This window comes from Bacillus sp. FSL R5-0712, from assembly GCF_038593285.1.
GTDB lineage: Bacteria > Bacillota > Bacilli > Bacillales > Bacillaceae > Bacillus > Bacillus safensis.
Map to the genome: position 1 here is coordinate 499,517 of NZ_CP151981.1, position 26,776 is coordinate 526,292.

General features: G+C 41.8%; 22 protein-coding genes and 1 riboswitch. Of the genes, 16 read left to right on the top strand and 6 right to left on the bottom strand.

Annotation, left to right across the window (positions count from 1 at the left end; genetic code table 11):
* Positions 1-22: 22 nt before the first annotated feature.
* The gene (locus NSU11_RS02375) at positions 23-658 is read right to left on the bottom strand and encodes an FMN-dependent NADH-azoreductase (RefSeq protein ID WP_003214444.1); all 636 of its coding nucleotides are present in this window, start codon (positions 656-658) and stop codon (positions 23-25) included.
* A 406-nt stretch (positions 659-1,064) separates the two neighbouring features.
* On the opposite strand from NSU11_RS02375, the gene NSU11_RS02380 reads away from it, so the two are divergent.
* The 3 genes from NSU11_RS02380 to NSU11_RS02390 all read left to right on the top strand — a co-directional run bounded on the left by NSU11_RS02380 (position 1,065) and on the right by NSU11_RS02390 (position 5,088).
* Positions 1,065-1,697 carry a GDSL-type esterase/lipase family protein gene (locus NSU11_RS02380; protein ID WP_144473009.1) on the top strand — a complete coding sequence of 211 codons (633 nt, stop codon included), beginning with the start codon at positions 1,065-1,067 and terminating at the stop codon, positions 1,695-1,697.
* 89 nt (positions 1,698-1,786) lie between these two features.
* The gene (locus NSU11_RS02385; RefSeq protein ID WP_342493777.1) at positions 1,787-2,869 is read left to right on the top strand and encodes a C45 family peptidase; all 1,083 of its coding nucleotides are present in this window, start codon (positions 1,787-1,789) and stop codon (positions 2,867-2,869) included.
* Positions 2,870-3,000: 131 nt separating this feature from the next.
* A complete protein-coding gene (locus tag NSU11_RS02390; RefSeq protein ID WP_342493778.1) occupies positions 3,001-5,088 on the top strand; it encodes a BglG family transcription antiterminator in 2,088 nt (695 codons plus the stop codon).
* Between the two features lie 16 nt (positions 5,089-5,104).
* On the opposite strand, the gene NSU11_RS02395 is transcribed toward NSU11_RS02390, so the two are convergent.
* A complete protein-coding gene (locus tag NSU11_RS02395; RefSeq protein ID WP_095407850.1) occupies positions 5,105-5,716 on the bottom strand; it encodes a class I SAM-dependent methyltransferase in 612 nt (203 codons plus the stop codon).
* 156 nt (positions 5,717-5,872) lie between these two features.
* On the opposite strand from NSU11_RS02395, the gene NSU11_RS02400 reads away from it, so the two are divergent.
* A complete protein-coding gene (locus tag NSU11_RS02400) occupies positions 5,873-6,742 on the top strand; it encodes an SDR family oxidoreductase (protein ID WP_342493779.1) in 870 nt (289 codons plus the stop codon).
* A gap of 294 nt (positions 6,743-7,036) precedes the next feature.
* On the top strand, positions 7,037-7,459 hold the full coding sequence (locus NSU11_RS02405; RefSeq protein WP_342493780.1) for a pyridoxamine 5'-phosphate oxidase family protein: 423 nt from the start codon (positions 7,037-7,039) through the stop codon (positions 7,457-7,459).
* 619 nt (positions 7,460-8,078) lie between these two features.
* Here the strand turns inward: NSU11_RS02405 and NSU11_RS02410 are convergent.
* Positions 8,079-8,261 (bottom strand): hypothetical protein, encoded by a 183-nt coding sequence (locus NSU11_RS02410; protein WP_024425563.1) that lies wholly within the window; start codon positions 8,259-8,261, stop codon positions 8,079-8,081.
* Positions 8,262-8,274: 13 nt separating this feature from the next.
* Positions 8,275-8,493 carry a hypothetical protein gene (locus tag NSU11_RS02415; protein ID WP_034283837.1) on the bottom strand — a complete coding sequence of 73 codons (219 nt, stop codon included), beginning with the start codon at positions 8,491-8,493 and terminating at the stop codon, positions 8,275-8,277.
* A gap of 158 nt (positions 8,494-8,651) precedes the next feature.
* Between NSU11_RS02415 and NSU11_RS02420 the strand changes: the two genes are divergently transcribed.
* Complete coding sequence (locus NSU11_RS02420; protein WP_260856643.1) at positions 8,652-10,901, top strand: hypothetical protein; 2,250 nt, start codon at positions 8,652-8,654, stop codon at positions 10,899-10,901.
* A 75-nt stretch (positions 10,902-10,976) separates the two neighbouring features.
* Here the strand turns inward: NSU11_RS02420 and NSU11_RS02425 are convergent, their stop codons facing one another.
* Positions 10,977-11,273 (bottom strand): DUF3817 domain-containing protein, encoded by a 297-nt coding sequence (locus tag NSU11_RS02425; protein WP_008347156.1) that lies wholly within the window; start codon positions 11,271-11,273, stop codon positions 10,977-10,979.
* A 129-nt stretch (positions 11,274-11,402) separates the two neighbouring features.
* Positions 11,403-12,077, bottom strand: coding sequence for a GntR family transcriptional regulator (locus NSU11_RS02430; protein ID WP_144472998.1), 675 nt, complete (start codon positions 12,075-12,077; stop codon positions 11,403-11,405).
* A gap of 154 nt (positions 12,078-12,231) precedes the next feature.
* On the opposite strand from NSU11_RS02430, the gene NSU11_RS02435 reads away from it, so the two are divergent.
* The 10 genes from NSU11_RS02435 to NSU11_RS02480 all read left to right on the top strand — a co-directional run bounded on the left by NSU11_RS02435 (position 12,232) and on the right by NSU11_RS02480 (position 26,718).
* Complete coding sequence (locus NSU11_RS02435; protein WP_197197964.1) at positions 12,232-13,053, top strand: AraC family transcriptional regulator; 822 nt, start codon at positions 12,232-12,234, stop codon at positions 13,051-13,053.
* Complete coding sequence (locus NSU11_RS02440) at positions 13,050-13,982, top strand: DMT family transporter (protein ID WP_197197965.1); 933 nt, start codon at positions 13,050-13,052, stop codon at positions 13,980-13,982. Before NSU11_RS02435 ends, NSU11_RS02440 begins: the two co-directional genes overlap by 4 nt.
* Positions 13,983-14,081: 99 nt before the next feature.
* Positions 14,082-15,137: a tartrate dehydrogenase gene (locus tag NSU11_RS02445; protein WP_197197966.1), complete on the top strand. Its 1,056-nt coding sequence runs from the start codon at positions 14,082-14,084 to the stop codon at positions 15,135-15,137.
* A gap of 72 nt (positions 15,138-15,209) precedes the next feature.
* On the top strand, positions 15,210-17,399 hold the full coding sequence (locus tag NSU11_RS02450) for a DNA topoisomerase III (RefSeq protein ID WP_111289772.1): 2,190 nt from the start codon (positions 15,210-15,212) through the stop codon (positions 17,397-17,399).
* A gap of 196 nt (positions 17,400-17,595) precedes the next feature.
* Positions 17,596-18,678 (top strand): glycosyl hydrolase family 8, encoded by a 1,083-nt coding sequence (locus NSU11_RS02455; protein ID WP_342493781.1) that lies wholly within the window; start codon positions 17,596-17,598, stop codon positions 18,676-18,678.
* On the top strand, positions 18,659-19,510 hold the full coding sequence (locus NSU11_RS02460) for a GGDEF domain-containing protein (protein WP_342493782.1): 852 nt from the start codon (positions 18,659-18,661) through the stop codon (positions 19,508-19,510). Before NSU11_RS02455 ends, NSU11_RS02460 begins: the two co-directional genes overlap by 20 nt.
* Positions 19,500-21,212 (top strand): DUF2334 domain-containing protein, encoded by a 1,713-nt coding sequence (locus tag NSU11_RS02465; protein ID WP_342493783.1) that lies wholly within the window; start codon positions 19,500-19,502, stop codon positions 21,210-21,212. The genes NSU11_RS02460 and NSU11_RS02465 overlap by 11 nt, the downstream gene beginning before the upstream one ends.
* Positions 21,205-22,473 (top strand): glycosyltransferase, encoded by a 1,269-nt coding sequence (locus tag NSU11_RS02470; RefSeq protein WP_024427352.1) that lies wholly within the window; start codon positions 21,205-21,207, stop codon positions 22,471-22,473. The genes NSU11_RS02465 and NSU11_RS02470 overlap by 8 nt, the downstream gene beginning before the upstream one ends.
* Before the next feature lie 4 nt (positions 22,474-22,477).
* Positions 22,478-24,565 (top strand): cellulose biosynthesis cyclic di-GMP-binding regulatory protein BcsB, encoded by a 2,088-nt coding sequence (locus NSU11_RS02475; protein WP_341080560.1) that lies wholly within the window; start codon positions 22,478-22,480, stop codon positions 24,563-24,565.
* Positions 24,566-24,634: 69 nt separating this feature from the next.
* Positions 24,635-24,779: riboswitch (cyclic di-AMP (ydaO/yuaA leader) on the top strand.
* A gap of 112 nt (positions 24,780-24,891) precedes the next feature.
* Entirely contained in the window at positions 24,892-26,718 is a 1,827-nt protein-coding gene (locus NSU11_RS02480; RefSeq protein WP_025093601.1) for an APC family permease, read from the top strand.
* Positions 26,719-26,776 lie beyond the last annotated feature (58 nt).

Below are 26,776 nucleotides of genomic sequence, written 5' to 3' on the forward strand. Positions count from 1 at the left end.
ATTGGCTTTTTGCGTGCAGTTATTAGAAAGTTTTTCCTAAAGCTTTCGCACGTTCGATTGCATCTGCTTTAATTTGCTCTGCTTTTGCAGGCTCAGCATTGTGACCTTCAACGATAAGACCTTCGAAAGAAGGAATTCCGAAGAAGCTAGCGATTGTACCAAGGTAACGGTGACCTGCTTCAAGTTCAGCAGCAGGACCTTCAGTGTAGTATCCGCCACGTGCTTGGATGTGAAGAGCTTTTTTGTCTGTTAATAATCCAACAGGACCTTGCTCAGTGTATTTGAATGTTTTACCAGCTACAGCAACAGAGTCGATGTATGCTTTAAGAACTGGTGGGAATGAGAAGTTCCAAAGTGGTGAAACAAATACATATTTGTCAGCAGAAACGAATTGATCACTTAATTCGTTTAGGCGAGCAACTTTCGCTTGCTCTTCAGCTGAAAGTGTATCGAAACCAGCGCCAGATTGAAGTTTGCCCCAGCCAGCGAATACATCTGCATCAATGTGAGGGATGTTTTCTTTGTACAAATCGATATGTACAACCTCGTCACTTGGATTTGCTTCCTTATAAGATTCGATAAATGCCTTAGCAGTAGCCATACTGTAAGAAACTGTTTCATCATGCGGATGTGCAGTGATGTATAAAACTTTTGCCATGTTCATTCAATCCTTTCTGTTTCAGTGATTTTTTTAGTGTATCCCAAAGATACACTGAATATGTGGCATCTTTAATCATATTGGAATGCTATGAAAAAGATGTAACAAGCACAGTTACATGAAAACTGATATTTTCATTGTAATCACAATGTAGTTTGAAGTCAAGGTATAAAGTCTCGAAATCAAGATAAAAAGTTTGTAAATTTTTCTGGAACGCGTAAACACGCAGTTTTCAGCGCAAAAAGTCTACTCTTATTGAACAAAAAAACGTTCGATATCGCAAGTAAAGAGTTTGTAAAGGCGCTGCATCTCAAAAAAAGATGGATGCCCCTAAGTCATCTGCTACAAGCATCTGTTCTCCGAATTCGTATATATAAGAGAAGGCAGGAGAGAGTGAGGGATAAGAGTGGGACGATCCTATGTTGCGATTGGAGATTCCTTAACAGTTGGGGTGGGGGCACGTTTATTTGGCGGAGGATTTGTTCAGCGGTTTTGGTGGATGCTTGAAAAAAAGACGCATGCACCAGTCGAGCTGTCCGTATTTGCAAAATCAGGGTTAACGACCGAGCAGATTTTACAGCTCTTCAAACGGTCAGAGGTGAGACGTTCGATTGCGGCAGCTGACATCATCACCATCACAGGCTGTGGGAATGACCTTGTTCAAGCTGTTCAGCAGTATGAAGAAAGTGAAGATGAAAAGAAACTGCTGCAAGCAGTCATGCATTGCCAGGCGAATTTTAGCAAGATGATTCAAGAAATCGCTCAGATCAAAAGAGGGCAGCATCAGCCCTACTACGTGTATTTCATGAATTTATATAATCCATTTCCGCAAATACCAATAGCCGGGCGGTGGCTTCAGCAATATAATCAACAACTTCGTTTGCTTGCTGCGAATCCGCATGTAGAAGTTGTGGATGTGTACAAAGCGTTTGAAGGGCATGAAAGAGCTTACTTATCGATTGATCAATTTCACCCGAATCCTAAGGGGTATGATGCAATGGCAGAAGCATTGTTTCAAGCACACTGTAAACAGCTGTAATCCGGTGGGATTGCAGTTTTTTTCATCCTTTTCAATAAATGACGGTTTCGATATGATAAAAGAAACGAAGGCGAAAGAGGTGTACAGGCATGGAGGAGATCAGTGCATATTTTCAAGAGATGACAGGAACGGCTTATGAAGTGGGAAAACAGCAGGCTGCCTGGCTTAAGGAGAATCCGTTGCTAAAGACACAATATATTCGGACAGAACCGGCAAGAAAGGAGGCTGTGAAGGAAACGAAGCAGCTGATGCGTCCTTATCTTCCACAGTTAGATGAAGAGATTGCTGGATTTTGTGATGAACTGCAATTAGATGAGCGTTATTTAACCTTTTTCTATTCATCTCATCTTCAGCCGGGCTGTTCCCACTGCGTGAGGCAGGGGAATATGGCGTCAGGTCAACAAACAGTCATGCTGCGTAACTATGATTTCTCCCCGATTTTTGATGATATGCGTCTTGTGACGACACATGTAAAAGGCTCGGCATATCATACAGGCTCGTCACTGCTCTTGTTTGGCAGATCTGATGGGATGAATGAGCATGGTCTTGCTGTGACTTTCTCTGCTTGCGGTCCGCCGGTTGGTAATGAACCAGGTTTAAAGCCTCCAGCAGTAGCGGGTTTGCAAGTGTATCATGTGATTCGCTCTGTTCTGGAATCCTGTCAAAAAGTCGAGGAAGCCATTCGCTCTATCAAGGAAATGCCTGTTGCCTCAAATGTTCATATCATGCTTGCTGATCGAAAAGGAGAGGCGGCTGTGATTGAAATTATTGATGGTCAAAAAATGGTGAGAAGACCGGAGAGAGGTTATATTGCCGCAACGAATCATCCGGTAGCGGATCAAACAGCAAAAGGGATGACCAAACATCATTCTGTTGTCAGATACGATATGTTAATGGAAGCTTTAAAAGAGCAACGATCAAGTGATTCTCTTGTGAAACTGTTCCAGACAGAATATCCTGATGGTCTGGCTGTGCACAATTATGAGGAGCTGTTTGGAACGATGCGAACCGTCATGTTCCGTCCGGAAGAAGGCACAATCGATTATTGCTTTGGCTCTCCAGTATACAATCCGACTTATTCTTTAAAAGCCGGAGGTTCACTGCCTTTTCAAAAACAAAAGGTTCAATTTCATCAAAAGGATTATGGACCGTCATTTTGGAGAAGCGTCTGATGAAACCTTTGTTTTTAATTTTGTCATAGCCGCTGTGCCAAAGTCAGATCAACTTAAGATTGCATCGCTTGTTGAAAGCGTTTTATATTAAGATGTGACAATAGACCTATTTATACAGAAGGAGGCATTTCATGTACATAACGGCACGAGAACAGAAAGTCATTAAATACATCATTCAGCAAAATCGTTATGTCACCATTCGTGAGATAGCCGATTCTGTTCAGGTGAGTACTAGAACGATCCATAGAGAACTAAAATCCATTAAACCAATATTGAAAGATTATCATCTTTCATTAGATAAACAGCCGGGGAAAGGCTTGAAGGCAGTCGGCGAACAGGAGGATAAACAGCGGCTTCTTGCTCATATGTCAAATGAGGATCAAATCGAATATAGCTCAGATGAACGAAAGCTCTTAATCCTATGTGCGCTGCTTGAAGCGAAGGAACCGGTGAAATTATACACACTCGCAGCTGACTTACAGGTAACAAATGCGACGATCAGCTATGATTTAGATGAACTGACGGAGTGGATTGCTCCATATGGTTTGCAGCTTATCCGCAAGCGCGGGTACGGCATTGAATTAAAAGGGCCGGAGGAAGCAAAACGGAAAATTGTCGGCAATCTCATTGTTGACCGGCTCGACATTCAATTATTTTTAGAAACGATTGAAATGAATATCAAACATCGAACGAAAGCGACGGAAAAAGTGTTTGGCGTTGTCAGCAGAGGACAGCTGCTTAAGGTAGAAAGACTGCTCTTTCATTTGAAAGATCGACTGTCACTCTCATTATCTGATAGTGCCTATATTGCACTTGTTGTTCACTTAACCTATGCCATCGAACGTATTCAGCTTGGGGAAACCATTCGGATGGAAGAGAAAGAGCTGCTGGAATTAAAGAGGACGAAGGAATTTGAATCATCACTTCGAATGGCAAGAGCGCTTGAACGCATGTTTAATGTCGAGATTCCTGAAGCGGAGGTCGGATATATGACCATCCATCTTCGCAGTGCAAATCGCAGCTTTGGGGCAGAATACCGTATTGATGAAATTGAGCTGGATATAGCGCTGAGAACGAAAAAGCTCATTGATTTTATTTCAAATAAAACCGGCTATCATCTCAATGAAAATGATTCATTGTATGAGGGGCTCGTGTCTCATCTCGAACCTGCCATGAACCGTCTAAAGGAAAAGATGAGAATCTATAATCCGCTCACACAACAAATTAAAAAAGACTACTTTTTGCTGTTTATGGCGATTGAAGAAGGAGTCGAGCGTTTCTTTCCAGAGATTGAATTTCCAGAGGATGAAATCGCCTTTCTTGTGCTTCACTTTGGCTCAGTGCTTGAAATCAAAAAAGAAGAAACAAAAATTCATGCGCTGGTTGTTTGCTCAAGCGGGATTGGTTCTTCGAAAATGCTCGCCTCCCGGTTGAAAAAAGAATTGCCGGAGATCGCCAAGTTCGATCTATCCTCTTTGATGGAACTAAAGGAAATCGATGCATCGAGCTATGACATGATTGTCTCGACCGTTCCAATCCCATATGAGCATATCGATTACATCATGGTCAGCCCGCTTTTAAACGAGGATGATGCCATGCGTGTGAAGGCTCATATTAAACGGAAGATTCCTTATATCATCGAGAAAAAAAGAACAAAAGAATCTCCGAAAGAATTGGTGCAAGAAACCGTTGATATGATGGCGGTTGCAGAGCAGGTGACAAATTATATGTTTGTGATTCGCAGCATCCTGTCCCATTTTACCATCGAAAAAAGAAAGACGATGCCGCAGCATGATGAAACCATCAGGCAGCTGCTTCGTCATCTTGAAGAGGAAGGGTTTATCATACATGCGGATGATGTGGCGAGCGGCCTTCTGGAACGTGAACAGCAAGGCGGCTTAGGCATACCTGGTACTGAATTTGCTCTTTTTCATTTAAAGCATGCAGACATCAAGGAACCAATTTTTCATATTTATGATCTTGATCAGGCATACGAGGTTAAAAGCATGGATGGCGGGCAGCAGCAGATGTCACGAATGCTCATGATGCTGGCGCCGCAAGAGCTTGGCAAGGAAGGATCAGAAATGTTTAGTCTGATCAGTTCATCCATCATTGAAAGTGAAGAAAGCATGGCGCTTTATGGACAGGGGACTAAGGAAGACATTGAACAGAAATTACATCAGCTTTTCTATCAATTTGTCAAAGAGGCAAAGTGGTAAGAAAAAGGCCGAGAGCTTATTCGCTTCTCGGCTTTTTTGCTGTGACACAGACAGCTAGGGTAGGGCGAATTTCTTCATACTCAATAGAAAATTGGTCAAACCCTGCAAACTGTATGTCATTTAATATGTTTTCACCCATCTCTTTTGTCCGCTTGGCGTCAGCTCCTTTTTCTCTTGGCTGCATCACAATAACGAGTGTCCCGCCTGGTTTCAAAGTGTGATAAAGATTGAGTAATCCCGTTTTTGGATCATCCCAAATTGTAAAATTATTAACAGACAGCACTTTGTCATACTGCTCTCCGGGAAGACGTGTTTTCTCGATTTTTCCGACATACAGCCTAACCTGTTTGTCTTTTGCTCGTTTGCTGACGCGGGACTGTGCTTGCTCCTGCATGGTAGAAGAAGCATCCAGCCCATCAATGTGAAGGTTTTGATAATGCTTGAGCATATGTTTAATACTGTAGCCGGGTCCATAGCCAATTTCCAAAATGTTTTCACCATCTGTCAAATCTAAGTGGCGAATGGCCCACTGATTCAATGCTTTATTTTCATTTGCCATAATGAATCCAGCGATGCTTCCGAGCCAGCCTTTTGGTCTGCTAAAGGTTTTCGAAATAGTAGACAGCATGTGAGAACGCTCCTTTTTGATGATCATGTAACCGATTTTTCCCTTCTTCAAACATGCTGATTTTCGGGAACACATCTGTACAGCTTCATGATGTTTGAGTGGAAAAATGAGGTGGTAATGAAAGGATACATCAACAAATCAAGGAGGAGCTTACACATGGATTTACGTGAATATTTAACAAATGGCATTCCGCGCCAAACGCAGGATCAACAGCCAGGCAGTGAAAGGGAAATGAATCCAGCGCCGATCTTTGAGGATGAATCATATCAAGGTTCTGGCAAGCTAAAAGGAAAAGTGGCACTGATTACAGGTGGAGATAGTGGAATTGGACGGGCAGTATCTGTTGCCTATGCAAAAGAAGGTGCAAATGTCGCCATTGTATATTTAAATGAACATGAGGATGCAAAGGATACGCAAAAGCGCGTAGAACAGGAAGGCGTCAAATGTTTAACGATTGCAGGAGATGTCGGTGACGAAGCCTTTTGTGAGAAAGCAGTAGAAAAAACAGTTGAAGCCTTTGGTCAATTAGACATTTTAGTGAATAATGCGGCTGAACAGCACCCGAAAGAACGGATTCAGGATATTTCTAGTGAACAGCTTCACCAAATCTTTAGAACCAACTTCTATTCCTATTTCTATTTTACGAAAAAGGCATTGGATTATTTAAAACCGGGAAGCTCCATCATTAATACAACATCAATTAATCCATATCGGGGTAACCCAGTGCTGATTGATTATACGGCGACAAAAGGAGCCATCAACGGCTTTACGCGTTCTATGGCACAATCGCTTGTGAAAGATGGGATTCGAGTGAACGGTGTAGCGCCAGGTCCAATTTGGACGCCGCTCATTCCATCTACATTTGATGAAGACAGTGTGGAAAGCTTCGGGGCAGAAACCCCAATGGGAAGACCAGGACAGCCTGTAGAGCATGTCGGCTGCTTTGTGCTGCTGGCTTCTGACGAATCGTCTTATATGACAGGACAGACACTTCACGTCAATGGCGGTTCCTTTATGAATACATGATCTACCGCGGCACCGCCCAGCTTTGATTGGGCGGTGTTTTTAGTATTTCTTGCGATTCTTCTGCACAGATATGACAGACCATACGATAATGCCAACAACAACTGCCGCAATGACAAGTGAACTTAAATGAAACATCGTTTCATGATGCATGTTCAATTTCTCCCTTCATTGAACCTGTTTTCTATAGCATCAGCCAGAAGGTCTCTTTTTATGAAAAACACATTTCTTTGTTTAATGAATGGGCTGTCGTGGAAACCTACGAATACGGATGAAATTTTGAAGGAGTGAAACGATATGTCTCAAGAAGAATTAAAACAAAAGGTATTAAACCTATTAGATGAACAAAAGGTCGGAACACTAGCGACTGTTGAACAGGATAAGCCGCATACTCGCTACATGACTTTTTTCCATGAAGGGCTGACGTTATATACACCAACGAGTAAAGAAACACATAAAGCAGAAGAAATTGAAAAAAATCCGAATGTTCATATTCTCATTGGATATTCAGGCGATGGATTCGGTGATACTTATGCAGAGATTGAAGGCACCGCAGCATTAACCGACGATCGGGAACTGATCGACCGTCTTTGGTCTGATGAAATGGAGAAATGGTTTAAAGGAAAAGATGACCCGAATCTAGTGATTCTGAAGATTGACCCAACCTCCATTCGTTATATGAATGAAGGAAGCCGTACACCAGCAGAATTATCACTTTAACACTTGCGTAAGCAGGGGGAATGTGTTATAGTTTGATATTAAGTGTTGAAATAAGCAAATAAATAAAGAAAGTAAACTTTCTTTTTTCTATGACATAATGAGAAGCAATAGAGCTTCTACTTGATAAGAACGAGACGCTGTCAAAGCGAACAAACTTATTCTTTTCCTTCTGCACCCGCCCCCCTATATAAGCGGAAGAATGGAAAAAAGACGTTTTGATTTACAATTCACACTGGCGCGGCTTCGGAGCCGTAAGGACGAATGAGAGGTAGGGCTTTCGTTGTCTTGTTATCCAGAACTTCCATGGCGTTTACTTTCAAACGTAGGTTCACTCGGAACACATATGACACACTGATATGATCGAATCTTAATCATACACTCCGTAACGGAGATTAAACATTGATTATTTATTTGCATGAAAAGAGTAAGGAACAGGCTGCCATCTATTTGGCAGCCTTTTTCATTGGGTTAAACAATAGGACCCCGAAACCTATGAGCCCAAGAAAAGGGAAAACAAAGGTCGCAACCAAACGCATGGCGTCCGCTCCAAAAGGGTTCGATACTAACAGCAGGCCGATAAATGCACAGATCATCAGAGTGAACAAAGCGAGCTTCATGATCATTTACTTTGTCCTTTCTTCTGATACCGCCAAATTCGCTCAATAAAAAAGAACATGACCGCAAACAAAATAGAAAACATGAACATATCCAGCAGTGTCACGCCTCTATTTGGGTGCACAAGACCAAACCAAACGAATTGCAGCACAAAAGAGATCGCAAAATATAGAATCGATTTTTTCATCATTGTCCTCTTTTCACTTATTTTTTTGTCCCTTAAGCCACATCAGCCAAATGATGAAGGAACCAATCACACATGAGAGCAAAGTGACAGGCGGCAAGGTGTGCCAGCTAGTCAGCCCCTTTACAAAACACATATAAAAAAAGAAAATGGAAATGGATACGAGTACCCATTGCTTGAACCAGCGAGGGACACGCAGCCAAGCCGCTAGAATGATTGATGATAGCTTATCCAATGAGATAACTCCTTTTTTGAATCTGATTGGATTTTATCGTAAACAACAAAGTTTGTAAAATATGGATTTCAGAGGCTTTGATGGTATTCTTCTAGCATGAAACATTTTCGCTGTACTGACGTATAAGTTACAGGAACCTCATGAAAGGAAGCGATCAAGTGAAAAGAATACCAGTCATCTTCCTCAGATATATTGTCTTCTTTATTCCAGCGATCATTCTCAGTGTTTTGGTGTGGAATCATTACCAAGATGATTTGTCAGATGGGAAAGTAACAGAGTATGACGTCAAAGGAATGTTTACATTTGATGAAGGAAAACGAGTGGTGAGTGCTGTATCAAAAGACCAGCAGCTCCATTTTGCAATGTATGATCCTCAATCAGGAAAAAGAATCAGTGAATGGACCACAGAAAGTGATTCGTTTAATGAAATGCTGCCATCCATTCAAGGAAACAATCTCTTACTGGCTTTAAAAAATAAAGACGGGCAGCTGTTGATCGAGAAACTAACACCAAGCGGAAAAAAGAAAGAGCTCGTTCAAAATAACCTGCAGATTCCCTCATTTTTAAAAACGAATACATACCAATGGAATGGACGGCTCGTATTTACAGGAGAAATGGACGGTGCCGCTGCGGTCATCGGTGAGCTGAAGAATGGGCAGTTTCATGTGCACAATCTGAACGAGCTAAAGCTGCCAGCAAGACCCGTTTCTATCGATGTCGTCATGAATTCCTTTAGAGGGCAGACGCCAATTCCTATGTTTGAATTGGCTTTGAAAAATGACCAGAAGGCGTATGTCAGCGGCATCTCAAACGAGAAGCATCAGCTGGGGGTTTATGTCTCCAAAAACGCTGAACCGTTTAGCCTCATTGAAGATAAGGTGGAGCAGCAGCTGGAGAAAAAAATCGGGTCATCACAAAACTTTGCAGTCGCTGTCGAATCTAACTATCCAAAAAGAGCAAGAAAAGTGAATGCAGAAGGAAGGCTTGGGGAAGTCGTTCCAACACCAAAACCGATTTATCAAACCTTTATTTACCAGCTTAATGAAGAAGAAGTTCTCCTGGCAGGCTCTACAGCAAAGGACGAAGCAAAAGGCAAACTGACAGGTTATATTTATAACCATCGTACGAATAAGGCGACGTCAGCCAGCAAGCTTTTGCAGTCGTTTTCATATGAATCTTTACAAAAAGAAGGGCTCTCTTTCAATAAAAATGTGAAGAGCAATTGGCTCTATTATTCATTTGACAATCAATTAACGGGTGCATTTGAGACGAAAAGCAAAGAGCTAAAGGAATTTCCTTTGCAGAAGGTCATCTCAATTGAAAACGCCAGTCCAGCCCACCAAACGTCTGTTGATACCTTTACGCAATATGTAATGAAGGGCGGACCGCTCATTCTTAACTGGGCGATATGGATCTTGATCCCGCTGTTATTATTTGTACTAGCGATCTTCCTGCCGCCGATTTTGAGACTGGTGAGAAGAAACAAAATAAAGGACAGTGTCACATTAGAAGCCAATATTGTGTCTGTTAAAGAAACGGGCACCTACATCAACGAACAGCCAGTTGTCAGCATGCGGCTTCAATTTGAATATGAAGGGCAGCGTTTAGAAAAGACGGTTAAAACGGTAGTATCCTACACCCAGATACCACAGCCAGGCCAGCGTATTGTCATTCACTATGATCCGAAGAAGAAAAAGGCAATGCTCTTAAAAGAAGGTGACTTCTCGCAGCCAAGTCAGCCAAAGTTCATCAAAGGCGCTGTTTTGAGAAAAATAGAATCATATGGAACCGTAGGACGAGGCACCGTCTTATCACTCACATTTGAATTAGATCAGAAAACGTATATCATTCCGATGATTCAAGCCGCTGGTTTTGAATTTAGAACAGGAGAAAAAGCCGATCTCGTCGACATCAACGGCCAGCTCAAAATGGCAGCCTATGGCCATGAAGTGCGGAATCGATCGGGGAAAGATGTGACGTTAACAGGAACGATCCAGCGTGTGAAACAATATCCAATTGCCATCCATGAGCAAAAGCCTATTCAGCTTGATGTGACGGTTTCAAACGGAGATGAATCCATCACAAAAACGGTCAGCCAGTTCATCCCTGACCATATGCAGGTCGCAGCTGGCACTCAAATTACGATCCAGACAAAGAAAGAAGAGCTGGATAGAGAAATGGGTCTTATGCAAGAGAAACAAGGAAGCGCAAAAGTGACCAATATCGAATTTGCTGGCGTCATCGGCAATCTGCCGTTAGCAATCATTCAGGTTGAGAGAAATGGCATGATGTATGAAGTGAAACAGCCAATCGATCCAATCACTAGCGTCTTGCCTGGTGATGAATTATGGGTGGCGTATCACGATATGACGCGTCAAGCAGCCATTGTGAAATATGCATCAATATAAAAAAGCGTTCCTTTATCAGGACGCTTCAGCGTGAAGACTAAGGGCTAAAACGAATGTCGTTTTAGCCCTTTTTGATTAAGCTTTTGTATCATATTGGCGGAGTACCTTATCGTAGGCGAAATTACCGAAAGGAATGAAAGCCGCAAAAAAACCAGCGATGGACCATTTCAAATGCCAGCGAACTTTAAAAGTCACATATGCCAAAATGAGCATATAGATGACAAACAATGCGCCATGAAGAGAGCCTACAATAGTGACTGCCATCGGAATATCCGCAAAATATTTTAGAGGCATGGCAATTAAAAGAAGGGTTAAAAGAGACATACCCTCAATAAAACCCGCCTGTCGAAGACGGCTAATACTTGTATGCATATACAAATCCTCCTGTATAAAAGCTAGTTTCTCATCTTCTAATATAAACGAAAGATCGTCTGGACATGCTGAAATCTACGAAAAATTCAAAATATGTTCATGGAATGCTTAAAAAATGGGAAAAGTCCTTTACTCTTTGTTTGTTTTACAGAGTACTTGCTTTAAGTGCATGACATCATGTAATAAATGCTCTGTCATTGCTTGAACGGCTTCTGTGGAGCGGCGTTCTTTTATTTCAGAATAGATGGCTGCATGCTCTCTTTGAATCGTTTCAGCACGAGCTCCGCCGCTAAAATGGAAGATGCGGCAATAGTGAATGAGTGCATTCACGTGATTCAATTGTTTGGATAAGCGGTCATTGTGACTCGCCAAAATGATTTTTTGGTGAAAGGCTTCATGTAACTGGACAATCTCTTTAGATGGCAGCTGCTGCTTGATCGCTTCGTCCGCCTGCGTGAGAACCTGCTCAATTTCATCCATTTCTCTTTGCGTGGCTTCCTTACAGGCAAGCTCAACAGCAAGTGTTTCTAAGGCCACCCGAATTTGATAAAGCTCCTCGACATCTTTTTCTGTTAACGTATAGACGGAATAGCCTGAGCGATGATCCGCGATTAAAAGCTCGTCTTTTTCTAACAGCCTCATCGCCTCTCTTACCGGTGATCGGCTTACGCCAAATTGTTTGGCAAGCTGCGTTTCATTGATGCGCTCTCCTGGCTGAAACTGGCCATCAAATATCATTTGCTTCAGCTGTTCATAAAATTGCATGTGATACGGTGTTGGTTTTTCCATCTCGAATGAATTCATCCCATCATTCCCTCTTTTGTACATCATCTTTTGTCTCATGTTATCCAAGTTTTTCCCTCTAGGCAAGCCTGCATCGAAAAGTCAATATCGTACAATCCAAGAGAAAAAGGGTGTGCTACACTAATGATCAGCTCAGTGAAAAGAGGGGATCGACATGAGAATACTAGAGGAACGAACAGTCCATTTTGACCAGGACTTGCAAATAGAGGCGTATCGCTTTCATGCCATCATCAAAAAGTTCCCAAAACATTTTCATACATACTATGTGATTGGATTTATTGAAGGCGGTCAAAGACGTATGTTCTGCCAAAATCAAGAATACATCATTGAAAAAGGAGATATCCTTCTTTTCAATCCATACGATAACCACGGATGTGAACAATTTGATCACATGCCGCTAGATTATCGCAGCTTAAATATTGAACCAGAGTTGCTGGAGAAGGTCTTTCAGCACAAGCCGCATTTTAAAGCCCCTGTGGTTTCACAAAGTGAACTAGCAAAGCAATTATATGATCTTCATCAAATGATCACAGAAGAAGCTCCTGCTTTGAATAAACAGGAAGCCTTTTACTTTTTGATGAAGCAGTTGATCGAAACCTATTCTGATACACCAGAGGAAAAAGCATTAGCAGCCAATGCCAATGAACAAAAAGTCCAAGACGTACAGCAATATATTGAGACACATCTCACGGAAAATATATCGTTAGATGACTTAGGTGAGCTTGTGTCCATGAACAAATATTCATTGCTGCGTGCTTTTACAAAGTTCAGAGGAATTACGCCGTATCGTTATTTACAGACAATCAGGGTGAACTATGCGAAGGAACTTCTTGCCCAAGGAATGAAGCCAATAGATGTAGCTGCTGCCGCTGGATTTTCTGATCAAAGTCATTTGACTCATTTCTTTTCGGAATTTATTGGGCTTACGCCAGGGCAGTATCAGCAAATTTTTGCAAAGCAGGTAACAGCAAAATGAAAAATAAACAGCTTCTTGGTCATCTAGCAGCCATGTTCACCATTTTTTTATGGGGATCTACCTTTATATCAACCAAAATATTATTAACGGCTTTTTCTCCAACAGAGATTTTATTTTTTCGTTTTTTTATAGGGTACTTGGCTCTAATGATCATCTATCCAGTTACCATGAAAGTGCAAAGTAAAAAGCATGAAGGGATGTTTGCGCTGGCAGGTTTATGCGGTGTGGTCTTATATTACTTTTTAGAAAATGTCGCACTTACTTATACGTTCGCTTCGAATGCAGGTGTCATCAGCTCCGTTGTCCCATTCTTCTCTTTTTTATTGGCTTATTTTTTATTAAAAGATGAGCCGCTGAACAGCCGGTTTTTCATAGGATTTTTCATCGCGATGACGGGAATTGTGCTGATTAGCATGAATGGAATGACGACGTTTCAGCTGAATCCACTTGGTGATGCCTTAGCATTAACGGCTACCATCGTCTGGGCACTCTATTCCATCTTATCGAAGATCATCAACCAATATGGGTACCATATCATTCAGGTGACTAGGCGTGTCTTCTTTTACGGACTGTTATGGATGATTCCATTGATCTGGCATTTTAAGATTCGTTTAGACTGGGAGCGATTCACGAATCCATCGTTTGCCTTCCACTTACTGTTTTTAGGTCTTTTCGCATCTGCTATTTGTTTTCTGACATGGAGCTTTTCCGTGAAAACGCTCGGTGTGGTGAAATCGAGTGTGTATATTTATGGAGTGCCCATTATTACGATGGTCATTTCAATGATCGTTCTTCACGAGAGATTGACCTTCATGTCTGCGCTTGGAACGGCACTGACCTTAGGAGGTTTGCTGCTTTCAGATAAAAAAAGTGCGGGAAGAAAGAAACAGAAGTCCCCGATACTGGTGCAGGATAAAAAGGCGCTTTGATCAAAAAGCGTCTTTTGTCCATTGTAAGAACAGGCACTCTTTAGTAAACTCAAATTAAATACGGTCGACGGTCGACCGATAACAAAGGGGGAAAAATCAATGAAGCATGTTTCAATTGCAGCGATACCAGGAGACGGAGTTGGAAAGGAAGTTGTGCCTGAAGCCATTCGAGTTTTGAAAGCGGTATCAGAGGTGCATGGCGGTCTATCTTTCACCTTTCAGGATTTTCCGTGGAGCTGTGAATATTATTTAGAGCATGGCGAAATGATGCCAAAGGATGGATTGGAACAACTAAAAGCCTTTGACAGCATTTTCTTAGGGGCCGTCGGAGATGCCAATTTAGTGCCGGATCATGTATCACTTTGGGGATTGCTCATTAAAATTAGACGTGAATTTGAGCAGGTGATTAACGTTAGACCTGCAAAACAGCTGAGCGGCATTCGCTCCCCGCTTGCTCAGCCAAAGGATTTCGATCTTCTTGTTGTAAGAGAAAACGGTGAAGGTGAATATAGTGAAATCGGAGGCCGCATCTATCAAGGGGAAGATCAGCTTGCCATTCAAAATGCTGTTTTCTCAAGAAAAGGGACAGAGCGAGCCATGCGTTTTGCCTTTCAATTAGCAGAAAAAAGACGAAAGCATGTGACAAGTGCAACCAAATCAAATGGAATCGTTCATACAATGCCATTTTGGGATGAAGTGTTTCAAGACGTAGCAAAGGATTATCCAGAGGTGACAGCAGACTCGCAGCACATTGATGCGCTCTCAGCCTTCTTTGTGACAAGACCAGAGAAATTCGATGTGATTGTTGCCAGCAATTTATTTGGCGATATTTTAACTGATCTTGGGGCTGCCATTATGGGAAGTATTGGCGTGGCGCCTGCCGCCAACATCAATGTAAATGGCAAATATCCATCCATGTTTGAGCCTGTACACGGATCAGCTCCAGACATTGCAGGAAAAGGAATCGCTAACCCAATCGGTCAAATTTGGACCGCTAAACTCATGCTTGATCATTTCGGAGAGGAAGAACTGGGCACACACCTGCTCGAAATCATCGAGTCAGTCACAGCAGACAACTTTTTAACGGCAGACATCGGCGGGGCTTATCAAACACAAGAAATCACAAATGAAATCATTAAGCGCTTGAAGAAATAATCCGTCATTAGAACCACATCTCCACGTCTGCTATAATAAAAGGATGGATAGAAGAAAGAGATGTGAAATCTAGTGTCAAAAACAGTTGTATTAGCAGAGAAACCTTCAGTAGGACGTGACTTAGCACGTGTGCTGAAGTGTCATAAAAAAGGAAATGGTTTTTTAGAAGGAGATCAATACATTGTAACGTGGGCGCTTGGCCATTTGGTCACATTGGCTGATCCAGAAGGCTACGGAAAAGAATTTCAATCCTGGCGTTTAGAAGATTTGCCGATCATTCCAGAGCCGCTCAAGCTTGTCGTCATGAAAAAGACAGGTAAACAATTTCAAGCAGTGAAAGCGCAGCTCGCAAGAAAAGATGTAAAAGACATTGTCATCGCAACAGATGCTGGACGTGAAGGAGAGCTTGTCGCAAGATGGATTCTTGAAAAAGCGCACGTGAAAAAGCCGCTAAAACGACTATGGATCTCATCTGTTACAGATAAAGCCATTCAAGAAGGCTTCAAACGATTAAAAGACGGCAGAGAATATGATAACCTGTATCGCTCGGCAGTTGCACGTGCAGAGGCAGACTGGATTGTAGGGATCAACGCAACAAGAGCGCTGACGACCAAATTCAATGCACAGCTTTCCTGCGGACGGGTACAGACACCAACGATTGCCATGATCGCCAAACGAGAAGAAGACATTCAGCAATTCCAGCCGAAGCCATTCTATGGATTGACTGCACTAGTAGATGGACTTACGTTGACCTGGCAGGATGCCAAAACAAAGCAAAACCGCACATTCCAAGAGAATGTCATAAAAGAGCGCTTAGCAGGCTGCAAAGGAAAACCAGCAGTGATCGATGCATTGAAAAAAACAGCGAAAAAAGCTTTTGCTCCAGGGCTGTACGACCTGACTGAATTGCAGCGTGATGCGCATAAACGCTATGGCTTCTCGGCGAAAGAAACATTATCTACGCTTCAACGGTTGTATGAGCAACATAAGCTTGTGACATATCCGCGTACAGATTCACGATTTATTTCAGCGGATATCGTTCCTACATTAAAAGATCGATTAAAAGGAATGAATGTCAGACCGTACGCACAGCATGTGAACCGCATTTTACAATCAGGCGTGAAAGCGCACAAAGGGTTCGTCAACGATGCAAAAGTGTCAGATCATCATGCGATCATTCCAACCGAGGAAGAGCTGTATCCTGGTGCATTAAGTGATAAAGAGCGTAAATTATATGATCTAATTGCCAAACGATTCCTTGCTGTACTTATGAATCCTTTTGAATACGAGGAAACAACGGTGATCGCCAAAATAGGCAGTGAAACATTCACAGCAAAAGGAAAAATCGTGCAATCAGCCGGCTGGAAAGCCGTGTATGATGAATCCTATGAAGACGGCGAGGAATCAGGCGAAGCAGATCAGCATCTGCCGGTACTCTCCGAAGGGCAATCACTTGAAGTACGCCAGCTGAAAGAAACAAAAGGAGAAACGAAACCTCCTGCTCGTTTTAATGAAGCAACCCTGCTATCTGCTATGGAGAACCCAGCGGCATTCATGCAAAATCAGGAAAAGGATTTAGTGAAAACCCTTGGTGAAACAGGCGGACTAGGGACAGTAGCTACAAGAGCCGATATCATTGAAAAACTGTTCAACAGCTTCTTAATCGAGAAAAAGGGCAAAGACATTTTCATCACATCAAAAGGGAAGCAGCTGCTCTCCTTAGTGCCTGAGGACTTAAAGTCTCCAGCGTTAACAGCGGAATGGGAACAAAAGCTTTCTAAAATCGCAAAAGGACAGCTAAAGGCTGCTCAATTCATGAGTGAAATGAAGTCCTATGCAAAACAAGCCGTATCTGAAATCAAACAGACGAACCAAACCTTTAAGCATGACAATGTCACTGGCACCCATTGTCCGGACTGCGGAAAACTTATGCTGAAAGTGAACGGAAAACATGGCACCATGCTTGTGTGCCAAGACCGAGAATGCGGCCACCGTAAAAATGTGGCGAAGAAAACAAACGCACGCTGCCCGAACTGTCATAAAAAGCTCGAGCTGCGCGGAGAAGGCGATGGCAAAATCTTTGCTTGTGTGTGCGGCCATAGAGAAAAACTGTCTGTTTTCGAAAAACGCAAATCACAATCCAATCAAAAGAAAGCCAGTAAGCACGATGTGTCTAAGTATATGAAGAAACAAAAGAAAGTGGAAGAACCAATCAATAACGCACTGGCAGAGCAATTGAAGAAATTAAAATTAGATCAATAGTAGTGTAAAAACCCATGTGGAAAAACATGGGTTTTCCAATGCAATCAAGCATATCGGCATACTGTTTTTCTGAAAATGGGAATATCTATGCGAAAAGACTCGTAATTTGGTATAAAATATTTATTTAAATTTAAACAGAAACACTCTATAATAAATCGTTGGATGCAAAGAGCACGGGAGTTGAAAGGGGACACGAATGGATACACCCATACATCGCATGGCTATTGTTTTACTCATTGTCATTCTACTAGGCGGATGTACCTGGAAACAGCAGAAGGAATCAGCTAATCCAGTATCACCACAGCCTGTATTGCCTGGAGAATATTTTATCACTCACGATTTAATGACAGATGAAGGCATGATTCGCACCTCATTTGCAGAGAAGCACATCTACTTATCTGAATCACTTGGACTTTGGATGGATTATCTTGTTCGAAAAAAAGATCAGAACTCTTTTGACCAACAATTTGGTGTCCTGCAAGATCAATTTTTACTAGACGATCATCTTCTCAGCTGGCAAATCGAATCTGATCAAAAAAGTAAGGCCAATGCCTTAGTTGATGATTTACGGGTAGTGGCGGCACTACAAAAAGCAGGTCGTTTATGGAAGAATTCAGCATATCAAACCACAGCAAAAGAAATCGCACAAGCGTTAAAAGACAAAAATATGTATAGAGGCATCTTGTCCGATTATTATGATGCATCAACAAATCGAACTTCACACACAATCACACTCTCATATATAGACCCAAAAGCAATCAAAGAATTGGAATCCCTCAAAATATTCACGAAACAAATGACGAGTAACCAATTGTCCATTCTAAAACAAGCACCGAGAAAAAAAGGATTCTTTCCTAAATCCTATGACATAAAGAAAAAAGCCTATTCATTTGATCGAGAAATCAATATGATTGATCAACTCTATACGGCACTACATGCCGATCGTGCAAAGGTGAATACGTCCGCTATCATGAAATGGCTTAAAACAACTTTTGCAAAAGAAGGAAAATTGTACGGTAGATATAAACTGAGTACATTGCAGCCAGCAGTGACGTATGAATCGCCTTCTGTATATGCACTGGTCATCTTGTATGCTCTTAAACGAAACGAACCGGAATTCGCAAAAGATGTGTATGACCGCATGAAAGAATTACAAATTCAAGATCCTCTCAAGGATTATTATGGAGGGTATATGAATGAAAAAGACACACACTCATTCGATAACTTGTTGCCTCTAATTGCAGAAAGGGAGCTTTTTAATGAATCGGTTATTCAGTAATACGTATCGTTTGTATTATTCTCTGCTCCTCACGTTTGCAGTTCTTATTTTGTTTATGGGCTACCTAAGCGTACAGGATGCGGAGAGCTTTATGATGATCACACTGACTTTTGTCGTGTTAGGATGCGGGATTTTATTTGGCATCTTACCAGCATTAATTTTTACTTTGCTGATGTTGTTCTTTATAGGAAGCACTATGTTCTTTACAGAGCTTGGTCAGACAAACTCTTTCTTTTCCAATCAAACATTGCAAGATGTGGTGATTTGGGCTGTAGCCCTCCTCTTTTTTGCGATTTCAGCAGGAAGCTTGCATGAGCGGATCAAGACGATGCGTCACACCATTGAACAACAAAAGCAGGCTATGAAACAATTTGTGGCGATAGACTCGACAACAGGGTTTGACAATGCAGAGCGGATGAAACTGGAATTGTCCGAGGAAATGAAACGGGCAGAACGCTACAAACAGCCATTCGTTTTTATTCTTCTTCATATCCATTATGCAGCGGAATTCAAATCGTTATATGGAGAAAAAGAAATGAAACACCTATTTCAGCAATTAAGTATCAAGATCCGCGAAAGTGTCAGAGAAACCGATAAGAAATTTCGATTATCTGAAGAACGAATAGGCCTGCTGCTTACTCACACACCAGAAGAGAATGTCTCTGTCGTCCTTGAGAAGCTAAAGGATAAATTGCAAAAGCATGTGCTGTTAAACGGACGTGAAGTCACCTTGACATTTCATGTCTGTCATTTAACAAGCAGTTCGGATTATCGTACGCCAGAGCAATTTTTAGAAGAACTAGAAAAAGAGATGATGATGAATGAACTTTAATTCTTTAATGAAATGCTGTTTGATGATCGCTCTTTTTTTGATTCTTTCGTTTCAATACATGGCTTCAGCCGACGCGCTTGCTAAGCCAAATACCCTCATCGTTTATTCGACAGAATCGGGGGAAGCGACTCCAGCTGTGTATATGCTGGATCTACTTTCCGGACATTTTTCCAAACAGACGACGATTGTATCTGATGAACGTTTGGCTGAAAAGAGAATCAGTGAATTTCAGCAAGTCATTTATCTAGGTGAAATGAAGAAAACTTTACCGAAAAAAACAATTCGTGCGATGAACGTATCACAGAAGGTAATAGCCATTGGATACAATGCGGACCAGCTTCGCCCATTTTCCGCGCTTACTTTTCAGAAACAAGATCACACGAGTCAAATCAAATATACAGGTGATCAAGCTTACCGTCAGCTAGAGAAAAGGATCAGTGCGTTAACGGTTCAAGGGGCAGACTTGCAAAGTGAATTTCTCTTGAAGAAGCATGAAGCTGATCTTCCATTTGTGGTTCAAACGAAAGAAGGTGCGGCTTATATCGGAATCTTAGATGTAGTGCAGCACATCGAGCTTCTTGCAGAAGTGCTAGAAAAACACCTGTCTTCTTCTGATCAGCTGACCACAAAGTACTTAAAGCTTGGGAACATCAGTCCGGTCACTGACGAGAAGAAGCTGCTTGAGCTTGGACAATACGTATCGACTCGGCATGTTCCGTTTCTAATAGCTGTAACCCCTGTTTGGGTGGATCGAACAACAGGTGATGAAGTGACACTGAGTGACCGCCCGAAGCTCGTAAAAGTGTTAAAACAATTGCAAAGCGATGGAGCCAGCATCATTCTTCATGGATTGAGCCGAACGTATCGAACGGAGGATTCTGGTCAGGACTTTGAGTTTTGGGATGCAAAGAATGATCAGTCCATTACGTCAAATGATCCAAAAAAAGCCGAGAAGAAGCAAAGTGCAAGCCATTTCTCGAATGAAAAAGACTTCCATGCTTATACGAATTCGATTAAGCAGCAAGAAATCATCTACACAGAAGAAAAACTGACAAAAGGCATTGAGCTTCTTGCGCAGCAAGGTCTCTATCCACTGGCATTCGAGGTGCCGCATGATGCCATATCTCAACAAGGCTATGAAGTGATATCAAGGCATGTGTCCAGTCTGTTTGGACAGGTACAGCTGTCGGACCATACGTGGAAAACAGCCGGTGCTCCGCCGCTCGTGACGAAGCCCGCTATGCTTCATGGCATGACCTTATATCCTCAGCAATCAGTAGAGCCAGCGTCTGACCAAGAAGGTTCAAATATTTTAACAGAGCAAAAGATTCAATCCATCCAGCATCTTCAATCACCCGCAATCGGGCTGTCCTATGATGTGGAATCCGGAATAACTGGATTGCAGAATCTGATGACGCTGATGGATGCAATTCCTTCTAGTGAATGGCTGGATTTAAAGAAAACAAAACAAACAGTCCAAACACCACATGTACAAATCAAAACATCAGGAAATGGACATATTCAAGTAGAACAATCCAATAGAGCAGAAACCAAAACAGTTAAACGAAGCGGCATGGAAAATATGCTGCGAATTCTCACCGTCGTGGTGATGCTGTTTATTGCGGCATTTGCTTTTTACACATTGTATTTAAGGCTGACAATGAAAAAACGAATTTTTAAGGAGAGAAAATTAGGTGGCTGATGTCTTATTTTATCTTTCATTAATATTGATTTGGATCATGCTCCTATACCACATGTTTCTCATGCAGGGCGGCTTTCAGCACTACCTGACCTACGAAAAAGTGCTGCCTGAATGGACGAAACAAGGGAAAGAGCTGCCAACTGTCAGCATTCTAATTCCTGCTCATAATGAAGAAGTTGTCATCCGGCAAACGCTAAAAGCAATGGTCCAGCTATCCTATCCTAAACATCTTCTTGAAATCATTGTGATTAATGACAATTCCTCTGATGGCACAGGGGACATCGTGCAGTCATTCAGTGAGCAATATGATCATGTCCATATGATTGAAACGAAGCCGCCATTTGCAGGAAAGGGAAAATCCACTGCACTGAATGAAGGCTTAAAGGCTTCAACAGGAGAAGTCATCTGCGTATACGATGCAGATAACATGCCTGAACAAAAGGCCGTCTATCATTTGGTTCTTGGTTTATTGAATGATCCGAAGGCAGGCGCTGTTGTCGGGAAATTCAGGGTTATCAATGCAGCCAAAAATCTCCTGACCAAATTTATTAATATTGAGACCATCTGCTTCCAATGGATGGCGCAGGGCGGAAGATGGAAGTGGTTTGGTATTGCGACAATACCAGGCACCAACTTCGCCATCCGCCGGCACATTTTAGAAGAACTTGGCGGCTGGGATGTTCATGCGCTGGCTGAGGACACCGAATTAACGATTCGTGTCTATAACCTTGGCTATGTCATTCGATTTTTCCCGGCTGCGATTACATGGGAACAAGAGCCTGAGACGTGGAAGGTCTGGTGGCGGCAAAGAACGCGCTGGGCACGAGGCAATCAATATGTTGTACTCAAATTTTTAAAACAGTTTATGAAGCTGAAACGAAAACGAATGATTTTTGATTTGTTTTATTTCTTCTTTACGTATTTCTTATTTTTCTTCGGTGTCCTGCTCTCAAATGGGATCTTTATCGTGAACCTATTTGTTGACCTTCACTTATCTGTAGGAGCTGTTGCACTGATCCTGTGGGGATTGGCCTTCTTCCTCTTTCTAACAGAAGTGATGATTACACTAAGTATTGAGAAAACAGAGCTCACCAAACAAAATATACTCATTGTGGCGCTCATGTACTTCACATATTCTCAAGTATGGATTGCGCTAGTCGTGTACTCCTTATGTGTAGAGGCAAAGAGCCGATTATTCAAACAAGAAGTAAAATGGTACAAAACTGAGCGTTACGATCAACAACAAAAGAAAAGCGGGTGACAAATTGAAATCGGTAAAATGGATGATTTTTATATTGGTGATATCCCTTGCCATTCAGCCTTTTTTCATGGCAGGTCTAGCAATGGCGCAATCAAATCGAGTACAAGTGAAAGATGACTGGATTCGCTCATCTAAAGGAAGCCAGACAGAAACGCAGCACTTATCAGAAGATGTAGTGACCTTGTATGGACAAGAAGACCGCACTGAATTTTCTTATCAAATAGAAAAAGAAAAAGTAGAGTCTAGCACCCTTACATTGAATATAGAGGCTTCACCATTACTCATTTCGCCATCTTCGTTCACAGTCATGATCGATGGAGAGATTGAAAAGACCATTCCTCTAACAGGGAAAAAACAAAAGAAGTCGATTCAAATCAAACTGAACAAATCGCAATTGAAAAAAGGTTCTCATCAAATTCAGCTCGCATTTTATGGCGTGTTAAAAGAAGGTGTGTGTATCAACCAAGAGACACCTGCCAACTGGCTGAAAGTATATCCTGAAAGTGAGCTGGCTTTCAAAGGAACTCAAACGAAAGACGTGACGTTAGACAGCTTCCCTTCACCTTTCATTCAAACAGGTGATCAGAAAGAACAAACAGATATCGTGATTCCAAATTCACCGGAAGCAGCTGAATTAGAAGCGGCTATGAAAGTATACCGTACGTTGAAAAACAAAGACCGCCAAGCAGACCTCAAAATTGTCCAAGAAAAGGACATCAAGCAAATTGCGCATCCAACCATTGCTGTGGGAGCAAAAGGAAACTGGGATGGACGAGTGAAATCGATCGAGCAAGCTGCGAAAATGAAAACAGCAAGCAATCAGCTCACATTAGCGGTGAGAACCTTGACAGGAAAGAAAAAAGAACAGCCTATTTTATTTGTCACTGCTAAGCAGCCAAAAACAATTGCTGAAAAAATCAATGTCCTAACTCAACCAGAACTGACTGGTCAGCTCACTGGTAGCGATTTACTGCTTCAAAAGGTTACGGCTAAAGCATCAAAACCATCTCATCAAATTCGTTTAAAAGATTTCGGTGGAGAGGATGTCACAGTTGGAACCAAGAAAACGTCGTCTGAACATTACTATTATCCGAAGGCATTGATCGCTAATCAAAAATCAGGTGCAAAGCTAAATCTATCATTTAAAAAATCTGATATAGCGAACAAAGCGGAACGCTTAACAGTCATGATCAATAACGAACCGCACGATGTACCATTAACAAAACTAGGAAACAAAGATGAGAATGGATTCTATCATGTGTCAATTCCAGTAGATTCACAAGTACTCCAAAAGAACGAATATATTGATTTGCAATTTGTTACTACAGGCTTTAAAAACATGGAATCCTGCAGACATACGGATGAAGAAGGCTGGATTTACATTGATAAGAACAGCTCTCTTCAAATACCAGAAGGTACGACTAGTGATACACCGGATTTAGCCGCATGGCCGCTTCCTTTCACATCAAAAACGCAGCAAGGAAAAATATTGATCGTCATTCCAGATCAAATCAAGCAAGAAACGATCAATCAAATGGCGATGCTGACAGAATCATTTAGTCAGCCGGAAGCTGCCCAATATCATTTGATCAAAGCTTCAAATGTGACAAATGATCAATTGAAAGATCACTCTCTCATTTTCATCGGGGGCATTCAAACGTTCTCTCTTTTAAAAGAAAAGGCAGACGATCTCATCGTTCCAGTGAAAAAGGATCAGTATGATGTATCCTCCTTTGGCATGATCAACGAAACGACTGCTCGTATCGTATGGACGCAGCCATCTGTATGGAATAAAGAACAGACAATGACCGTCTTTTCAGGAATGAATGCAGCTGACGCTGAACTTTCACATGAAGTGCTTCATTTCCTGCAAACAAATACGGAAACGGCAACAGTCGCAATCGAGAGCAAAAACAAAGACATGTTCTCTAATCATCAAACGGTCAGCAGCACAACAAATGATCTCCAAAAAGATGAAAAGCAAGGCATCGATGATTCTTGGATTTACTTTGCATGTATCGCTGCGCTGATTATTTTTGTGGTCGGGCTGATTATTTATTTCGTGCGAAAAAACCGCAAAAAGACTGATTGATAAACGATCAAAAGACCTTGAAAAAATGTCTTTACTTTGGTGTCAAACGGGAGTATGATCTCTTTTATAAAAGACCAATCGCTGAATCATTTCAATGAGCGGGGGAACCATTAGTGGTGCAGGACACCACGTGGGGTGAATCCTTTTTAGGTAGGGCAAAGTCTCATGCGCCCGAATCCGTCAGCTAACCTCGTAAGCGTTAAAGAGAGCAAAGACCAACCTGTGATCTAAACAATAGACGCAGGGGCATTCTATTGCCTCTGTGTCTTTTTGGCGATCCATCTTTTGTAACTTAAATCGTTTGACACTAAAGGAGCGGGCATCACATGTACAGTTTGATGAAGCGTATTTTAATTGGGAAACCATTAAAATCACAGGCAGCAGGAGAACAAAAACTATCAAAAATCAAAGCATTGGCATTATTGTCATCAGACGCATTGTCATCCGTTGCATATGGTACAGAACAAATCTTAATTGTTCTTTCCGTTGTTAGTGCAGCAGCATTTTGGTACTCACTCCCGATTGCAGGTTGTGTATTAATTCTTTTAATGGCGTTAATTTTATCTTACCGCCAAATTATTTATGCTTATCCAGAAGGCGGAGGGGCTTATGTCGTCTCTAGCAGAAACTTAGGTGAAAAGCCAGGACTGGTCGCTGGCGGATCATTGCTTGTAGATTATATTCTGACTGTAGCAGTGAGCATATCAGCGGGTACCGATGCCATCACATCGGCTTTTCCGGCACTATACCCATATCATGTGTTGATTTCAATTGTATTGGTCATTTTGATTATGGTGCTCAACCTTCGTGGATTGACAGAATCAGCATCTATTTTGGCTTATCCCGTATACTTGTTTGTCATATCACTCCTTATATTAATTGGAGTCGGCGGCTTTAAATTATTAACAGGAGGTGTGCCTCCAGCACCTGAGCATACAGCGATCGGCACACATGTACCTGGCATTACATTATTTCTTTTATTAAAAGCATTTTCGTCTGGCTGTTCAGCACTGACTGGGGTAGAAGCCATTTCAAATACCATTCCATCCTTTAAAAAACCAGCTGCACAAAATGCAGCGAGAACATTATTGATGATGGGTGGATTACTAGCTGTTTTATTTGTGGGTGTGACATTGCTTGCGTTTGGTTTTGGCATCTCACCAAAGCCAGAAGAAACGGTTGTATCACAAATTGCATCAGATACATTTGGACGTACATTTTTCTATTATGTCATTCAGGCTGTCACAGCTTTAATCTTGATATTAGCGGCAAACACCGGCTTTTCCGCCTTTCCTTTATTGGCGGTCAACTTAGCAAAGGATAAATATATGCCGCGCATGTTTACAGTAAGAGGGGATCGACTTGGTTATTCTAATGGCATTATCTTTTTAGGTGTAGCTTCCATGCTGCTCATTTGGTTGTTTGATGGGAAAACGGAACACCTCATTCCGCTATATGCTGTCGGTGTATTTATTCCATTTACCTTGTCACAGACCGGTATGTGTGTGAAGTGGATTCGTGAAAAACCGCAGGGCTGGAAAACGAAAATGCCTATCAATATAGTCGGAGCACTGATTTCTTTCACGGTTCTCATGATTCTCATTTTGACCAAGTTCCATCTTGTATGGCCAGTATTTGTTTTCATGCCAATTGTGCTATTGATCTTTCATTCCATAAAAAAGCATTATCTGTCTGTCGGAGAACAACTGCGTTTAATGAATGAAACAGAGCCTGTTGAGATTAAAGGAAATGTGGTCATCGTGCCAATAGCAGGAGTAACACGTGTCGTCGAGCAATCTGTTCAATATGCAAAATCCTTATCAGAGCAAGTCATAGCAGTTCATGTATCTTTTGATAAAGAAAAAGATAAGAAAATTGAAGCGGATTGGGAAAAACTGAACAGCGGTGTGCGGCTTGTGATATTGCATTCGTCTTATCGAAGTCTTATTCATCCGCTTGATAAATTTCTTGAAACGGTTGAGGCTAAAGCAAATGCGCATCAATATAAAGTGATGGTGCTTGTGCCTCAATTTATCCCGAAAAAAAGATGGCATACGATCTTGCATAACCAATCTGCCTTTTTATTAAGATTCCGTCTATTATGGAAACGGGATATTGTGGTCGCCACCCTTCCATATCATTTTAAAAAGTAGCAGCAAGTTGAAACGTTTGATCAAAAGGGTGCGGTGGTATGGAGTAAGAAAAAAGGAG

Excerpts from the sequence above, each read along its gene's own strand:
- NSU11_RS02390 (WP_342493778.1), top strand. The coding sequence starts at position 3,001 with ATGTACATAACGGCACGAGAACAGAAAGTCATTAAATACATCATTCAG.
- NSU11_RS02410 (WP_024425563.1), bottom strand. The coding sequence starts at position 8,261 with ATGAAAAAATCGATTCTATATTTTGCGATCTCTTTTGTGCTGCAATTC.
- NSU11_RS02460 (WP_342493782.1), top strand. The coding sequence starts at position 18,659 with ATGAATCGGTTATTCAGTAATACGTATCGTTTGTATTATTCTCTGCTC.
- NSU11_RS02480 (WP_025093601.1), top strand. The coding sequence starts at position 24,892 with ATGTACAGTTTGATGAAGCGTATTTTAATTGGGAAACCATTAAAATCA.
- NSU11_RS02440 (WP_197197965.1), top strand. The coding sequence starts at position 13,050 with ATGAAAAATAAACAGCTTCTTGGTCATCTAGCAGCCATGTTCACCATT.
- NSU11_RS02430 (WP_144472998.1), bottom strand. The coding sequence starts at position 12,077 with ATGAATTCATTCGAGATGGAAAAACCAACACCGTATCACATGCAATTT.
- NSU11_RS02405 (WP_342493780.1), top strand. The coding sequence starts at position 7,037 with ATGTCTCAAGAAGAATTAAAACAAAAGGTATTAAACCTATTAGATGAA.
- NSU11_RS02400 (WP_342493779.1), top strand. The coding sequence starts at position 5,873 with ATGGATTTACGTGAATATTTAACAAATGGCATTCCGCGCCAAACGCAG.
- NSU11_RS02465 (WP_342493783.1), top strand. The coding sequence starts at position 19,500 with ATGAACTTTAATTCTTTAATGAAATGCTGTTTGATGATCGCTCTTTTT.
- NSU11_RS02385 (WP_342493777.1), top strand. The coding sequence starts at position 1,787 with ATGGAGGAGATCAGTGCATATTTTCAAGAGATGACAGGAACGGCTTAT.
- NSU11_RS02445 (WP_197197966.1), top strand. The coding sequence starts at position 14,082 with ATGAAGCATGTTTCAATTGCAGCGATACCAGGAGACGGAGTTGGAAAG.
- NSU11_RS02435 (WP_197197964.1), top strand. The coding sequence starts at position 12,232 with ATGAGAATACTAGAGGAACGAACAGTCCATTTTGACCAGGACTTGCAA.
- NSU11_RS02455 (WP_342493781.1), top strand. The coding sequence starts at position 17,596 with ATGGATACACCCATACATCGCATGGCTATTGTTTTACTCATTGTCATT.
- NSU11_RS02375 (WP_003214444.1), bottom strand. The coding sequence starts at position 658 with ATGGCAAAAGTTTTATACATCACTGCACATCCGCATGATGAAACAGTT.
- NSU11_RS02425 (WP_008347156.1), bottom strand. The coding sequence starts at position 11,273 with ATGCATACAAGTATTAGCCGTCTTCGACAGGCGGGTTTTATTGAGGGT.
- NSU11_RS02395 (WP_095407850.1), bottom strand. The coding sequence starts at position 5,716 with ATGCTGTCTACTATTTCGAAAACCTTTAGCAGACCAAAAGGCTGGCTC.